Raw genomic sequence first — 14,001 nt, 5'->3', positions numbered from 1 at the left:
GCTGAATGACACCTGAGAGTGAGACCGCCCTGGCGGAGATGATCACGGCGGCAAATGGGCCGTTGCGCATATGCGGTGGCGGCACACGGCCCATCGGCGCGGCTATGCCCGGTGCGGCGCTGAGCACGTCCGCGCTGACGGGGATTGAGCTTTATGAGCCCGGCGCGATGACCCTCGTGGTGCGCGCGGGAACCCCTGTGGCCGAGGTGGACGCGGCGCTGGCCGAGGAGGGACAGCGGCTGGCGTTTGAGCCGATGGACCACCGTGCCGTGTTGGGCACGTCCGGCACGCCGACGATTGGCGGCGTGGTGGCGGGCAATGTCTCGGGGCCGCGGCGTATTCAAACGGGTGCGTGCCGCGATCATTGTCTGGGCGTGCGGTTTGTCGATGGGCAGGGGCGCATTTTGAAAAACGGTGGGCGGGTAATGAAGAACGTCACCGGCTATGATCTGGTGAAGCTGATGGCGGGCAGTTACGGCACGCTCGGGGTCTTGACCGAGGTGTCGCTCAAGGTGCTGCCGATTGCGCGTAGCACTGGCACGCTGATTGCCGAGGGGCTGGATGATGTGATCGCCGTCAAGGCGCTGAGTGCTGCCCTTGGCACGCCCTATGATGTGACGGGTGCGGCGCATGTCGCGGGTGGGCGCACGATGGTGCGTCTTGAGGGGTTTGAGGCGTCCGTGTCCTACCGTGCGGCAAAGATGGTTGAGGTTTTGGCGCCGTTTGGGGCGTTTGCGCTTGATCTGGACGCTGCCGCATTGTGGGAAGATATCCGCGATGTGCGTGCGCTGAGCGGTGGGTCGGGTGATGTCTGGCGTCTGTCGGTCAAGCCATCGGACGCGCCGGGGCTTGTGGCGGCGCTGCCGGGGGCAGAGGCGGTCTATGACTGGGGCGGTGGCCTTGTGTGGCTGCGCGTCCCCAGCGGCATGGATCTGCGCGCGAGCCTTGGGGCGTTCAAGGGCCACGCGACGCTTATGCGGGCCGCGCCCGAAACCAAAGCCCGCCTTGGTGTCTTTCAGCCACAGGCCGCACCCCTGGCCGCGATCGAGGCGGGGCTGCGCGCCCGTTTCGATCCGCGCGGTCTGTTCAATCCCGGCCTGATGGCGGCCGCCCCGATGGAGGCCGTAAGCTAGCATGCAAACCACATTCACCCCTGAGCAGCTGGCTGACCCCGGCACCGCGCGCGCCAATGAGATCCTGCGCACTTGTGTGCATTGCGGGTTCTGCACAGCCACGTGCCCCACCTATCAGGTGCTTGGCGATGAGCTTGATAGCCCACGGGGCCGGATTTATCTGATCAAGGATATGCTGGAGAACGAGCGTATCCCGGATGCCAAGACCGTGGGCCATATCGACAAATGCCTGAGTTGTCTCGCCTGTATGACGACCTGTCCCTCGGGCGTGCATTATATGCATCTGGTGGATCATGCGCGCGAATATATCGAGCAGAAATACAAACGCCCGCTGTCGGACCGTGCCCTGCGGTGGGTCCTTGCGCGCATCCTGCCCTATCCGATGCGGTTTCGCGTCGCACTTCTTGGTGCCAAGATAGCGCGGCCCTTTGCCCGGCTGATGCCCGATGCGCGGTTGCGCGCGATGTTGGAGATGGCCCCGAAACAGGTACCCCCCGTCAGCCGCAATGACGATCCGCAAAGCTTTGCGCCCACTGGCGCGCGCAAAAAGCGCGTGGCGCTGATGACGGGCTGTGCGCAAAAGGCGCTCAACACCGATATCAACGATGCCACCATTCGCCTGCTGACGCGGCTTGGATGTGAGGTTGTGGTGGCGCAAGGCGCGGGGTGCTGCGGCGCGCTGACCCATCATATGGGCAAAACGGATGAGAGCCACGGAACGGCGGCCAGGAATATCCGCGCATGGGCTGCCGAGATGGACGGACCGGGCCTTGATGCCATCGTGATCAACACTTCGGGCTGCGGCACCACGGTGAAGGATTACGGCCATATGTTCCGGGGTGGTGCGCTGGCAGAAGATGCTGCGCGGGTGTCGTCGCTTGCCATGGATGTGTCGAAAATCTTGATGCAACTTGATCTGCCTGAGGGGGCGGATAAGGGGCTGACCGTGGCCTATCACGCGGCCTGCTCGCTCCAGCATGGGCAGCAGATCAAGACCTATCCCAAAGACCTTCTCAAACGTGCGGGCTTCGCGATTGTGGAGCCGAAAGATGCGCATCTTTGCTGCGGATCGGCGGGCACATACAACCTGATGCAGCCCGAGATTTCCAAAGAACTCAAGGCGCGCAAGGTGCAGACGCTGGAGGCGAAAAACCCCGATGTGATCGCGGCGGGAAATATTGGCTGTATGATGCAGATCGGCGGCGCGACAGCCGTGCCTATTGTGCACACGGTAGAGCTTTTGGATTGGGCGACAGGCGGGCCGATACCGCCCAAGCTGCGGGAGGGTGCAGGTGCCTCTGAGCTGGCAGTTCCAAACCTGCGGATGCCTGCCTAAGTCGCCCAAATTTCGCCCTAAACCGCTGCTAATTCTGGCAGTCTGATCCTTGTATGCGGAGAGTTATATGTGGCGTTTCATTGCTTTGGTTCTGGCCTGTGCGCTTGTGCCTGCCGCCTCATATGCGCAGGAAACAGGGCTCAAGCGGCTCGATACCGGGGATGACGGGCGCGGCTGGGAGGCTGTGGGGCGACTTGATCTGGGCGGCAAGGGATTTTGCACCGGCGCGCTGATCGCGCCTGATCTGGTGCTGACGGCGGCGCATTGTCTGTTTGACCGAGACACAGGCGCTGCGATTGATCCGCAAAATATCGAATTTCGCGCAGGTTGGCGTAATGGCCGCGCCTCGGCCTACCGTAACGTCAAACGCGCTGTGGTGCATCCGGCCTATGCGTTCAGCTCTGCCGTAGAGGCGGACCGCGTGCGCAATGATGTGGCGCTCTTGCAGCTCCATCACCCCATCCGCAACGCCCGCGTGGTCCCCTTTGAGACCGATCGCCGCCCCCGCAAGGGTCAGGAGATAGGCGTTGTGAGCTACGCGCGTGGCCGTTCCGATGCGCCATCCTTGCAGCAGGTCTGTGAGGTTATGGCGCGTCAGCAAGGTGTTCTCGTGATGTCATGCGATGTGGATTTCGGCAGCTCCGGCGCGCCGATCTTCAGCTTTGAGGGCGGTGCGCCGCGTGTTGTCTCGGTTGTGTCGGCCATGGCCGAAGTGGACGGGCAAAAAGTCTCGCTTGGCACGCAATTGGAAAAACCCCTGCAAGTGCTGCGCGCTGAAATGGCCGCTGGCAATGGAGCTTTCGTGACCAGCGCGGACACACGCCGCGACACGGGCGCGAAATTCGCAAAACCATGAGGGGGCGTCTCTGGATCGCGGCTGCACTGGCGGTTGGCCTTGCTGCACCTGTGGGGGCGGGCAGCAGCCTGATCCGCCTGACGGATCGTGAGGATCTCTTTGGATGGGAGGCCGTGGGCCGCATTGATATCGGCTCGGGGAGCTTTTGTACCGGGACGCTGATTGCGCCTGATCTGGTGCTCACAGCGGCGCATTGTGTCTATGACCGCATGAACCAGGCCGTGGCGCCTGAGGCGATCACCTTTAGTGCGGGCCTGCGCGACGGCACGTTCATTTCGCAAAGCGGTGTGGCGCAGGTTGCGGCGCATCCGGGCTATGTGCCGGGCTATGCGCTGAGCGCCGAGATGATCCGGCACGATACCACACTTTTGAAGCTTGCGGCCCCGATCCCGAGCGCGGTAGCCGCGCCGTTCGTTTTGGCGGGCGAAGGCCGGGCGGGCCAAAAGGTCAGCGTGGTGTCCTACGGGCGCGGGCGCGAGGCGGCGCTGTCATGGCAACGCGCCTGCGGCGTGACGGCAGCGGGGCAGGGGCTTCTGGCGCTTGATTGTGACGTGACATTTGGCTCCTCCGGCGCGCCTGTGTTCACGGGCGAGCATGGCCGTGCGCGCATCGTCTCGGTGATCAGCAGCGGCGGTACATCAGACGGCGCTCCGATTGCCTACGGCATGGCCCTCCCGGATCTGGTGGAGGACCTCAAAGCGCAGCTGCGCCGCGAGGCTGGGCCCGCCGTCGCCACCCCCAGACGCGTGAAAGTCGGGCAGGGCGGCGGCGCGTCGGGTGCAAAATTCGCCAAACCCTGAGGCCGGGCGCGAAGGTCTTGAAACCACCCATAACCTTTCCCAATTATTGTTCAGCGGATGCCACAGAACGGGTCCGCTTCGGCGCCTGTCCCCTATGGGAAGGCACATCAAAACGGAATCGCTCAACGGAGGATATCCCATGCGAAACTTTGATCTGGCCCCGCTTTACCGGGCCACTGTCGGCTTTGACCAAATTGCAGATATGCTGGACCGTGTTGCGTCCACAGACGTCACACAGCCTACGTACCCCCCATACAATATTGAGAAAACCGCTGATGATGCGTACCGCATCTCGATCGCTGTGGCAGGCTTTGCCGAGGATGATCTGTCGGTCGAGGTGAAAGACGGCGCGCTTTATGTCTCGGCACGCAAGAGTGAAGACGCGAGCGCCCGCACCTTCCTGCATCGCGGCATTGCGACTCGCGCGTTTGAGCGTCGTTTCCAACTGGCCGATCATGTCCGGGTTACGGGTGCGGCCCATGCGGACGGGATGCTGCATATCGATCTGGCGCGCGAAGTGCCCGAGGCGCTCAAACCCCGCCGGATTGAGATTGGAAAAGGTACGGATGTTGTCGAAGGGCAGGCGGTGAACTGACCTCTGGCCACCCGGCATTGGTCGGTGGATTTGGGTATTTAGACCAAGAAAAAGCAGGGAGAGCGCGCCATTTATGCCGTGGCGCGCTCTTTTGGTTTCAGACGGACATGCAGATGTATTTCATCTCTTGGAAGTCATCCATGCCGTGATGGCTGCCTTCGCGGCCCAGCCCGGATTGCTTCACGCCACCAAAGGGCGCAAGCTCGGTCGAGATGATGCCGGTATTCACGCCAACGATGCCGTATTCCAGCGCCTCAGCCACCTTGTAGACGCGGCTGAGATCCTTGGCGTAGAAGTAGCTGGCAAGGCCGAAGATCGTGTCATTGGCCATGGCGATCACGTCATCCTCATCCTCGAATTTGAAAAGCGGGGCGAGCGGGCCAAAAGTCTCATCCTGGCTGACCATCATGTCTTGAGTGACGCCTGTAAGAATGGTGGGGGGCAAGAAGAAACCTTCGCCCTGCACCGGATCGCCGCCGCCCATGACGATTTGGGCGCCCTTGGCCTTAGCGTCTGCCACGTGTTCCTGAACCTTGGTGATCGCATCGGCGTTGATCAGCGGGCCGAGTGTGACGCCTTCCTCCATACCGTCGCCGATCTTGAGCTTTTTCACCGCTTCTGTCAGCTTGGCGGCAAAGGCGTCATAGACCCCGGCCTGTACGTAAATCCGGTTGGCACACACACAGGTCTGGCCGTTATTGCGGAACTTACACAGGATCGCACCCTCGACCGCCGCATCGAGATCGGCATCGTCAAAGACAATAAACGGCGCGTTCCCGCCCAGCTCCATGGAGCATTTCATCACCTGATCCGCGGCCTGGCGCAGCAGGATGCGCCCCACCTCGGTGGAGCCGGTGAAGGTCAGCTTGCGCACGGCAGGGTTCTCGCAGAACTCTTTTCCGACCTCTGAGCTGCGCGAGGAGGTGACGATGTTGAACACGCCCTTGGGAATGCCCGCGCGCTCGGCCAAAACGGCCATGACGGTGGCCGACAGGGGCGTTTCCGCAGCGGGCCGGCCGATAAAGGCACAGCCCGCCGCCAGCGCGGGTGCGGCCTTGCGGGTGATCATCGCGTTGGGGAAATTCCACGGCGTGATGGAGGCCGCCACACCGATGGGTTGCTTGATCACTGTGATACGCTTGTCGCGCTGGTGGCCGGGAATGGTTTCACCGTAATTGCGTTTGGCCTCCTCGCCGAAAAACTCGATGAACGATGCACCGTAGGCAATCTCGCCCTTGGCCTCGGCCAGCGGCTTGCCCTGCTCGGCCGTCAGAATGATGCCCAGATCGTCTTGGTTCTCCATCATCAGATCGAACCACTTGCGCAGCACTGCGGCACGCTCCTTGCCGGTCCACTTTGCCCACTCTTTTTGCGCCACCTCTGCTGCGGCCACGGCGTCCGCCACCTGCGCCCGGCTCAGGTCCGCCACATTGGCGATCACATCGCCACGCGCCGGGTTCTTCACTTCAAAGGTGCTATCCCCCGACACCCATTCGCCGTTCACATAGGCTTTCTCGGCCAGCAGGCTGGGATCTTTCAACAGGGATTTGAGATCGGTGGTGCGCATGGCATGGTCCTTCCGCTATTGGTGTTGGGTGAGCAAAGACCACCTTGTCCGCGCCTTGTCCAGCCCCCAAGAGGGTCCGCCTTCCGTGCCCTTCTTCTTAGCCAAAATACTCCCGCCGGAGGCGACATAGCCTTGCCCACTTTAAGGCCCTTTGGCCCCCAAAGCCCTACCGACTGACAGCGTTAAGATCAAAGCTGTCAGCCTGGTTTTGAGACCCTACGGTTCAGCCAGCTTTTCCTGCGCTGCTGCCGGTTTCGATCTGACCTTCTGTTTCAAATTCTCCCAGAGCTTTGCCATGCCCAAGGGCTCGTAGATCATGAAGAGGATGATCAGCACACCGAAGACGACCAGCTCGATGGACGAGATGATGGTCGCGTCGATCATGCCGTGGAAGAGCTGATTGCCCAATGTGTTGAGAACGACCGGAAAGAGCAGGATGAAGGCCGCGCCGATGAAGGCTCCGCTGATTGTGCCCAGCCCGCCCAAGATCACCATGAAGAGGATGTCAAACGAGAGTTTGATATCGAAGGCCACCGGCTCCATTGATTTGAGGTAGGTGAAGGCAAAGAGGGCGCCCGCGACGCCGCAGTAAAAGGCGCTTATCGCGAAGGCCTGTAGCTTGGTCCGCAGGAGGGAGATCCCCATCGATTCCGCAGCGATATCCATATCGCGCACCGCCATCCAATTCCGGCCCGTGGCGCCGCGCGCCATGTTCACCGCGAGCACCGTCAGCACTGTCGTCACCACAAGGACGATGAGATACATCTCCAAAGGTGAGGAGAAGGTCCGCCCGAAAATGACGATGTCCTGAGCGGTGATGATGCCGGAGGTGTCATAGTTTTTGAACCAGCCAAACTTGTCGATCATCCAGATGATAAAGAACTGCGACGCCAGAGTGGCAACCATCAGATATATGCCGCGCACTCTGAGGCTGGGCAGACCGAAGAGTACTCCGAACGCCGCCGCCACAAGGCCCGAGAGGCCCAGAGCCGCGAAGAACGGGATGTCGGGCACCCGCAGGATCAGGTTGAAGCAGGCAAATGCGCCCGCCGCCATGAAGCCCGCCGCACCAAGGGCAAGCTGCCCGGCATAGCCCATCACGATCTGCTGCCCGACCGCCGCGAGCGCGAGGCAGAGCCACGGGATCAGGATCGAGGAATACCAGTAGCCCGATGAGACGAGCATGGGGATCACCGCAAACCCCAGTGCCATAAGCACAAGGAAGTTGACGAAATCGCCCCGCGCATAGCCCATGATTTCAGTTCTCTGTTTCATATCCGCCCCTCACACACGTCTGATGATTTTTTCGCCAAAGAGCCCCTCGGGCCTCCACAGCAAGAACATGATTGCCAGAACGAACGGCGCCCAGACTTCGATACCGCCGCCGAAATACGGGCCGATATAGACCTCAAGCACCTTCTCGGTCGAACCGATGATAAGCCCGCCGACGATGGCGCCGGGGATCGACGAGAAGCCGCCGATGATCAGAACAGGAAGGGCTTTGAGCGCCAGATCGACAAGCGCGAATTGCACCCCCGCCCGTGCGCCCCAGAGCATACCGGCCACAAGCGCCACAACCCCGGCCGCAGACCACACCAACAGCATGATGTTGCTCAGCGGGATGCCGATGGAGCTTGCAGCACCCGGATCATCCGCCACGGCGCGCAGGCCCAGACCCATTTTAGTGTAGCGAAAGAGAAGCGCCAGCACCAAAATGAGCACACCCGCGACCAGACCGGCGGTCAGATCGAGCGCGCTGATGAAGAGACCTGTGCTATCGACAACCCACTGGATCGGGAAATCGCCAATGCCGAGGTCGAGGCGGCGGACTTCCACCCCCCAGACCGCCTGCGCCAGCCCCTCAAGCACGAAGCCGAGGCCGATTGTGGCCATGAGGACGGTGTCCTCGCTCTGGTTCATCAGCGGCTGTATCACGAGCTTCTGGGTGGAATACCCCACCAGAACCATCAGCATGATCGTGACGATGAAAGCCACGGTGAACGACAGGCCCAGCTCCATGAAGCCCACGAAGGATAGCACGGCAAAGAACACCATGGCACCCTGCGCGAAGTTGAACGTGGACGACGCCTTGTAGATCAGCACGAAACCCAAAGCGACGAGCGAATACATCGTGCCCGCCAGAAGCCCGGCCAGAACGACCTCGAAGAAGAAAAGAACCTCAGTCATGGGCCACCCCCAGATAGGCGTCCACGACCGCTTGGTTTGCGCGCACCTCATCAGGCGTTCCGTCTGCGATGATCTTGCCATAGTCGAGCACGACCACATTGTCGGATATGTCCATCACGACCCCCATATCATGTTCGATCAGAACCATCGTGGTCCCGAATTCGTCGTTTACCTTCAGGATGAAGCGGCACATTTCGCGCTTTTCTTCCACATTCATGCCCGCCATCGGCTCATCGAGCAGCAGCACGTCAGCTTCGGTTGCCAGCGCGCGGCCAAGCTCGACCTTCTTTTGCAAGCCGTAGGGCAGCCTGCCCACGGGCGTGTCGCGAATGTGGGAGATCTCAAGAAACTCCACGATCTCTTCGCAATACTCGCGGTTCACGCGCTCCTCTCGGCGCGCCTTTGGCGTCTGGAAGGCCACCTGAAGGAAATTGGACGTCATGTGCAGCTTGCGGCCCACCAGAATATTGTCCAGCACCGACATCCGCTTGAAGAGCGCGAGGTTCTGGAACGTGCGGGAGATGCCTTTGCGGGCCATGATGTTGGGGCTGATCTTGTCCATCACCTCACCATTGAAGGCGATGGTGCCAACTTGCGGTTTGTAGATGCCGTTGATGCAATTCAGCATGGAGCTTTTGCCCGCGCCATTGGGCCCGATGATCGCCTTGATCTCGTGCTTGAGCACCGCAAAGGAGCTGTCGGTGATGGCCTTGACCCCACCAAAGCTGAGCGAGATGTTTTCCACCTCAAGGATCGGATCACCGATTGGAAATTTGCGCGCTATGGTCATGAGGGTCCGCCCCCTTTCTGGCTGCTTGCACCTGGGTGATCATGATGAAGATCGGGATGTGCCGCGCTTTCCTGACGCAGCACATCGCGGAAGTTCTTGCGGCCCTCCTTGGAGATGCCGAGGTAGAGTTCCTTGACCTTGTCGTCGTTCAGGAGGCTCTGCCCTGTGCCTTCCAGCATCACCTTGCCCGTCTCGATGATGTAGCCGTAATCGGCATTGCGCAGGGCGACATTGGTGTTTTGCTCGGCCAGAAGAATGCTCACGCCCTCTTTCTGGTTCAATTCGTTCACGATGTTGAAAATCTCGGCCACAAGCTGTGGTGCGAGGCCCATCGAGGGCTCATCCAGCAAGAGCATCTTGGGCTTGGCCATCATCGCGCGGGCCACCGCCACCATCTGTTGCTCACCACCTGAGGTGAACCCGGCCTGACTGGTGCGGCGGTCCCTCAGACGCTGAAAATACGTATATATCTTTTCCAGCTCGTTGCGCATTTCGGCCTTGGAGAGTTTGCGCGAATAGGCCCCGGCGATGATGTTTTCCTCAACCGTGAGGTGGCCAAAACAGCGCCGCCCCTCAAGGACCTGTACCATCCCGAGCCGAACCATCTCTGAGGGTTCCTGATTTTTCACGGGCGTGCCGTCATAGGTGATCTTGCCGCGCGTGACCTTACCGCGTTCGGCGGCCAGCATCGTAGACACGGCCTTGAGCGTAGTGCTCTTGCCTGCGCCATTGCCGCCGAGCAGGGCCACGATCTTGCCCCTTGGAACGGTGAGCGAGACATCATGCACCGCCGCGATGACGCTGTCATAGATGACCTCAATGCTGTCGATCTTCAGAATGTTGTCTGTCTCTGCTGTCATGAAACTCTTGCCATTTATGTCGGGACATCTGTCTCCCGCATCCGGACCCGTTTGGGGCGGGCCGAAGGGCGGGCAGTTGGGCGGGTGGCTGCGCGTTTGCATGCAGCCCCCCGTCCGGTCGGTCATGTCGTTGAGATGTTAGGAACACTCTCGTGGGGTGAGGCCGTTGTCGGCGGCAAACTTCGCCGCAGATTCCTCAACCAGCCCACGGATATAGGCCGGATCGAGCGGAGCTTCCCAATCAGTCACTTGGACAAATTTCGTCCCGTCCCACTGCATCATGGCAAAGCGTCCATCCGCGCCTTCGTGGTTTTCACACGAGAGGGCAAACGGGGCGATCATGCCTTTGATCCCGATCTCTTCGAGCCGCGCTTCCGACATATCGAGCGCTTCATAGCCTGCGCGGAATTCAGCACCGGTGACGGCTTGGCCCACCTTGTCATGCATCTCCTGCGCGTTTTTCAGCGCCTCAATCCACATGACCGCAGCCCCAAGGCCCCGGTTCCAGTAGACGGAGCCAACGCGGCTCTCATCCGCCAGATTGCCCTCGCCCGCGCCATAGACCTGCTCTTTGATGGAGGCGACCAGCGGGAATTCCATCCCCGGCAGAACATTCGCCATCGCATAAGTTCCGGTGGCGGAATCGCCTGCGGGATACATATCCTCTTCGGCGGCTCCAAAGGTCACATAGATCAAACGCTCTCGCGGGAAGGCGACCCGGGCGGCATTGGTCATGCCGGTGGAGTTCATGCCCGATCCGGCACCCCAGAAGGTGACCCAATCGGGCTGTTCGCGGCGGACCTGAAGCCACTGCGACTGCTGCTCAAGACCGGGGGGCGGGATGGAAATCTCGACCAGATCAACGCCCCATTCCTCGGCAATGGCGCGCATCGCGGGCAGGGGTTCGCGGCCAAAGGCACTGTCGATATGCATGTGCACGATCTTCTTGCCAGCCATGTTTTCAACACCGCCCTCTTGCTCGGCCATGAACCGCATCTTCACGGCGATCTGGGACCAGTAATGCCCCGCCGCATTGAAGACCCAAGGCCAGACCCGGCCATCGGCCGCATCCGTGCGCCCATAGCCATATTGCGCAAGAACCACTTCATCCTCGGCCATCCGGTTGATCACCGCATAGGCGCCGGGCGTGCCCAACGTATCGAACACCACCATCTTCTGACCGTCTTTTTCCAAGAGGCGCTGATAACATTCGACAGTTTTAACCGCGTTGTATTCCGTCTCGCATTCCTGCCACGTCAGCATCACACCGTTCACGCCACCATTCATGTTGACGTAGTTGATGTAGTCTATCTGCGCGCCGTAATAGCCGGTGCCCATTGCGGAATAGGGCCCGACCCGACTGCTGGCGATTGGGAAATACTGTGTCTCTTGGGCGACTGCCCTGTCGGGCAATGCCGTGGTGGATAGCGCGGCGATCGTTGCCACAGCGGTCACCAGTGATGTGTTGAGTAGGTATTTAAACATATGTGGTCTCCTCCCAGTTAAATTGGTTCTGTGGCCTTGCCGCAGACGATGTCGGGTGACCCGTTCGTGCGGGCGCTTAGGACAACAACGGATAGATCGCGCTGCGGTGCGATCAGGCACAAACGCAAAATGGGCGCTTGCTTGGGTGCGCGGGTAAATTCGCAGCCAGGCGTTTTTGCGAGCGCTCCTTAATCCCCCCAGATTGGCGCGGTCTCCTTGGCTGGTGCGCCATGGAGCCCACACGACAGATCGCAATTGGCCTGTGAGGTCTGACGCTAGGCGGAGTGATCGAATCTGTCAATAAAGTTATTTAATATCAGTATGTTGAGTGATTTATGCGGCGTCGCAGAAGGTCAAAAAGTCCACTTTTGACTGCGCTTCTGGCAGAGTGAGGGACAAAATGTCCGCTTATGTGGGGTCTTTTGCAGCCACTCGGGGCGAATTGTCCGCCGCCGGAAACCAGACGCTAAATGTCGCACCTTGGCCCGGCATGCTCTTGACGCTGATCAAACCGCCGACTCGGGTCACTAAGCTCTGGCTGATCGACAGCCCCAGCCCCGAGCCGGTGCCCTGCTTTGTCGTCATGAAGGGGTCAAACACATTGTCGAGCGTGTCTGCCGGGATGCCCGGCCCGCTATCACTGACCACGATCTCGGCCCCGGACACGCTGTCGCGCGCCGCAGGTCTTGTGTGGATGGTGAGTGTGCCGCCCATGTCCATGGCTTGCATCGCATTGGTGAAGAGGTTGACCAACACTTGCTGAAGCTCGGTCTCGACCGCTCTGAATATGGGGCTGGGGATGTGGCTTATGACCGTGTCGATCTTGTGTGCGCGCAGATCGGCGGCAACAAGGATCAGCGAATCCCGCACCGCTTTGTCCGCCCGCAGCGATGCGATCAGGTCGGACATCTCGTCAGGCCGGGTGAAGTTCAGCAACTTCCCGACCATGACGTTGATCCGGTGGGTTTGGGCGTCAATCAGGTCAAGCTCGATCTTCATATCGTCTTGTTGCCGTGGCGTGAGCCCCATGCGGACCACCTCCAGATTGCCCTGAATGACGGCCACGGGATTGTTGATCTCATGGGCGACACCCGCCGTGATCTCCCCGATGGAGGCCAGCTTTTCCGCCATGACCAATTGGGTAAACGTGGCCTCCAGCTTGTGATTGGCTTCTTGAAGCTCTTGGGTGCGCTGTGCGACCAGGTTGTTGAGGTTGTCGGCATAGTCGCGCAAGGAAGCGTCACGCTCCTCGACCTGATCAAGAAGACGGTCGAGATGGCGCGCCACGGCCCCGATTTCGCTGTTCTCGTCCACCGGCCCGATCCGCGCATCGAGCGCCCCCGCCTCCGCCCGTGCCATGGTTGCCGTCATCATCTCCAAAGGTGCGAAAATGCCCCGCGCGAGCCACAAGAAAAGCGGGGCTGAGAGGCCGATCACGGTGACGAAGGCGAGGATCAGCGCCAGCACCGTCGCGTTGCGCTGAGCGATGAAGGGCGCTTCGAGAAAGCCTGTGTAGAGCATCCCGATCCGGTCGCCGAAGACATCCGTGAGCGGGACGTAGCCGGAAATATACCAATCGTTCACGACAAACGCTCGGTTGAGCCATGTCTGCCCGGTCACCATCACCTTCTGCCAGACGGCCTCGGACACACGCGTGCCCAAGGCGCGCGAGCCTTCAAAGAGCCGGACATTGGTCGATATCCGCACATCTTCGAGAAACAGGGTGGTCGTGCCGGCCCGCGAGACGGCGCCAGTTTCGTCGCGGTGGACCAGTGCGTTCATCGTGTCGATGAAATCAAGGTTGCGGTTCAAAAGCCGCCCACCCAGCAGGACCATATCCGGGTCCGACAGCCGGTATGCGGCGAGGATGAACATGCCGCGGCTTTCCACATCACGCGCAATCGCGCGCGCGGCTTGCGTTGGCACGAGCGGGATCGCGGCCCGTGCGGCGAGGGGCTCGGAGATTGCTTTCTGAACCGTGGCGCTGAGCAGCACAAGATGGGCGCTGGGCGCATCCGTGGTCGCAGTCAGGGCCACTTCGCGCAGGGTCTCGGGCATTTGTGGATCGGACAATGAGCCGAGGATCAGGAAATCCAGCCCAATCTCCGCGCGTTTGGTGTCGAGAAACGCGCTGACTGCGCCGTCGCCGCCAGATACCGCTTCGGCGAAGTCCAGGGATTTGCCCACGGCCGCAACTTCTGCGGCCTGCGTTTCCTCGATGCGGCCGAAATATTGCTCGGCCACGCGTAGATCGCTGGCCACTTTGGCGATGACCAGATCATCATACTGATTGATCCAGCGCAGCATCGCGAGGCCAAAGAGAAGCGGCAGCATCAAGATCAACGGCAACAGCGCCATCAGCAAGAGCCGCCACCGAACGGATCGGATCACC

12 protein-coding genes are annotated in these 14,001 nt (G+C 60.7%); 5 read left to right on the top strand and 7 right to left on the bottom strand.

All coding sequences use genetic code 11. The annotated features are described in order from the left end of the window. Positions 1-5: 5 nt before the first annotated feature. From KUD11_RS03000 to KUD11_RS02980, 5 genes are all read left to right on the top strand, one after another. The gene (locus KUD11_RS03000; RefSeq protein ID WP_109386720.1) at positions 6-1,133 is read left to right on the top strand and encodes an FAD-binding protein; all 1,128 of its coding nucleotides are present in this window, start codon (positions 6-8) and stop codon (positions 1,131-1,133) included. A 1-nt stretch (position 1,134) separates the two neighbouring features. Beyond that, positions 1,135-2,469, top strand: a complete 1,335-nt coding sequence (glcF, locus tag KUD11_RS02995; RefSeq protein ID WP_109386722.1) for a glycolate oxidase subunit GlcF — start codon at positions 1,135-1,137, stop codon at positions 2,467-2,469. A 67-nt stretch (positions 2,470-2,536) separates the two neighbouring features. Continuing rightward, on the top strand, positions 2,537-3,325 hold the full coding sequence (locus tag KUD11_RS02990; protein WP_109386724.1) for a trypsin-like serine peptidase: 789 nt from the start codon (positions 2,537-2,539) through the stop codon (positions 3,323-3,325). Next, positions 3,322-4,125 (top strand): trypsin-like serine peptidase, encoded by an 804-nt coding sequence (locus KUD11_RS02985; RefSeq protein ID WP_109386726.1) that lies wholly within the window; start codon positions 3,322-3,324, stop codon positions 4,123-4,125. The genes KUD11_RS02990 and KUD11_RS02985 overlap by 4 nt, the downstream gene beginning before the upstream one ends. Before the next feature lie 139 nt (positions 4,126-4,264). Next, complete coding sequence (locus KUD11_RS02980; RefSeq protein ID WP_109386728.1) at positions 4,265-4,720, top strand: Hsp20 family protein; 456 nt, start codon at positions 4,265-4,267, stop codon at positions 4,718-4,720. A gap of 97 nt (positions 4,721-4,817) precedes the next feature. On the opposite strand, the gene KUD11_RS02975 is transcribed toward KUD11_RS02980, so the two are convergent. The 7 genes from KUD11_RS02975 to KUD11_RS02945 all read right to left on the bottom strand — a co-directional run bounded on the left by KUD11_RS02975 (position 4,818) and on the right by KUD11_RS02945 (position 14,000). Next, on the bottom strand, positions 4,818-6,287 hold the full coding sequence (locus KUD11_RS02975; RefSeq protein WP_109386730.1) for an NAD-dependent succinate-semialdehyde dehydrogenase: 1,470 nt from the start codon (positions 6,285-6,287) through the stop codon (positions 4,818-4,820). Positions 6,288-6,503: 216 nt separating this feature from the next. After that, complete coding sequence (locus tag KUD11_RS02970; protein ID WP_109386732.1) at positions 6,504-7,562, bottom strand: branched-chain amino acid ABC transporter permease; 1,059 nt, start codon at positions 7,560-7,562, stop codon at positions 6,504-6,506. Between the two features lie 9 nt (positions 7,563-7,571). Next, positions 7,572-8,474: a branched-chain amino acid ABC transporter permease gene (locus KUD11_RS02965; RefSeq protein WP_109386734.1), complete on the bottom strand. Its 903-nt coding sequence runs from the start codon at positions 8,472-8,474 to the stop codon at positions 7,572-7,574. After that, positions 8,467-9,264, bottom strand: a complete 798-nt coding sequence (locus KUD11_RS02960) for an ABC transporter ATP-binding protein (protein ID WP_181375315.1) — start codon at positions 9,262-9,264, stop codon at positions 8,467-8,469. The genes KUD11_RS02965 and KUD11_RS02960 overlap by 8 nt, the downstream gene beginning before the upstream one ends. Further along, the gene (locus KUD11_RS02955; RefSeq protein ID WP_109386736.1) at positions 9,261-10,124 is read right to left on the bottom strand and encodes an ABC transporter ATP-binding protein; all 864 of its coding nucleotides are present in this window, start codon (positions 10,122-10,124) and stop codon (positions 9,261-9,263) included. The genes KUD11_RS02960 and KUD11_RS02955 overlap by 4 nt, the downstream gene beginning before the upstream one ends. Positions 10,125-10,262: 138 nt before the next feature. After that, on the bottom strand, positions 10,263-11,609 hold the full coding sequence (locus tag KUD11_RS02950; protein WP_109386738.1) for an ABC transporter substrate-binding protein: 1,347 nt from the start codon (positions 11,607-11,609) through the stop codon (positions 10,263-10,265). Between the two features lie 408 nt (positions 11,610-12,017). Then, on the bottom strand, positions 12,018-14,000 hold the full coding sequence (locus tag KUD11_RS02945; RefSeq protein ID WP_318010137.1) for a sensor histidine kinase: 1,983 nt from the start codon (positions 13,998-14,000) through the stop codon (positions 12,018-12,020). Between the last annotated feature and the right edge of the window lies 1 nt (position 14,001).

It is taken from the genome of Roseovarius carneus, from assembly GCF_020141465.1.
GTDB lineage: Bacteria > Pseudomonadota > Alphaproteobacteria > Rhodobacterales > Rhodobacteraceae > Roseovarius > Roseovarius carneus.
The sequence above is the reverse complement of the archived record's forward strand: the minus strand, read 5'-3'. Positions and strand labels throughout refer to the sequence as shown.

Coding starts and splice junctions, on each gene's coding strand:
- KUD11_RS03000 (WP_109386720.1), top strand. CDS start 6: ATGACACCTGAGAGTGAGACCGCCCTGGCGGAGATGATCACGGCGGCA.
- glcF (WP_109386722.1), top strand. CDS start 1,135: ATGCAAACCACATTCACCCCTGAGCAGCTGGCTGACCCCGGCACCGCG.
- KUD11_RS02990 (WP_109386724.1), top strand. CDS start 2,537: ATGTGGCGTTTCATTGCTTTGGTTCTGGCCTGTGCGCTTGTGCCTGCC.
- KUD11_RS02985 (WP_109386726.1), top strand. CDS start 3,322: ATGAGGGGGCGTCTCTGGATCGCGGCTGCACTGGCGGTTGGCCTTGCT.
- KUD11_RS02980 (WP_109386728.1), top strand. CDS start 4,265: ATGCGAAACTTTGATCTGGCCCCGCTTTACCGGGCCACTGTCGGCTTT.
- KUD11_RS02975 (WP_109386730.1), bottom strand. CDS start 6,287: ATGCGCACCACCGATCTCAAATCCCTGTTGAAAGATCCCAGCCTGCTG.
- KUD11_RS02970 (WP_109386732.1), bottom strand. CDS start 7,562: ATGAAACAGAGAACTGAAATCATGGGCTATGCGCGGGGCGATTTCGTC.
- KUD11_RS02965 (WP_109386734.1), bottom strand. CDS start 8,474: ATGACTGAGGTTCTTTTCTTCTTCGAGGTCGTTCTGGCCGGGCTTCTG.
- KUD11_RS02960 (WP_181375315.1), bottom strand. CDS start 9,264: ATGACCATAGCGCGCAAATTTCCAATCGGTGATCCGATCCTTGAGGTG.
- KUD11_RS02955 (WP_109386736.1), bottom strand. CDS start 10,124: ATGACAGCAGAGACAGACAACATTCTGAAGATCGACAGCATTGAGGTC.
- KUD11_RS02950 (WP_109386738.1), bottom strand. CDS start 11,609: ATGTTTAAATACCTACTCAACACATCACTGGTGACCGCTGTGGCAACG.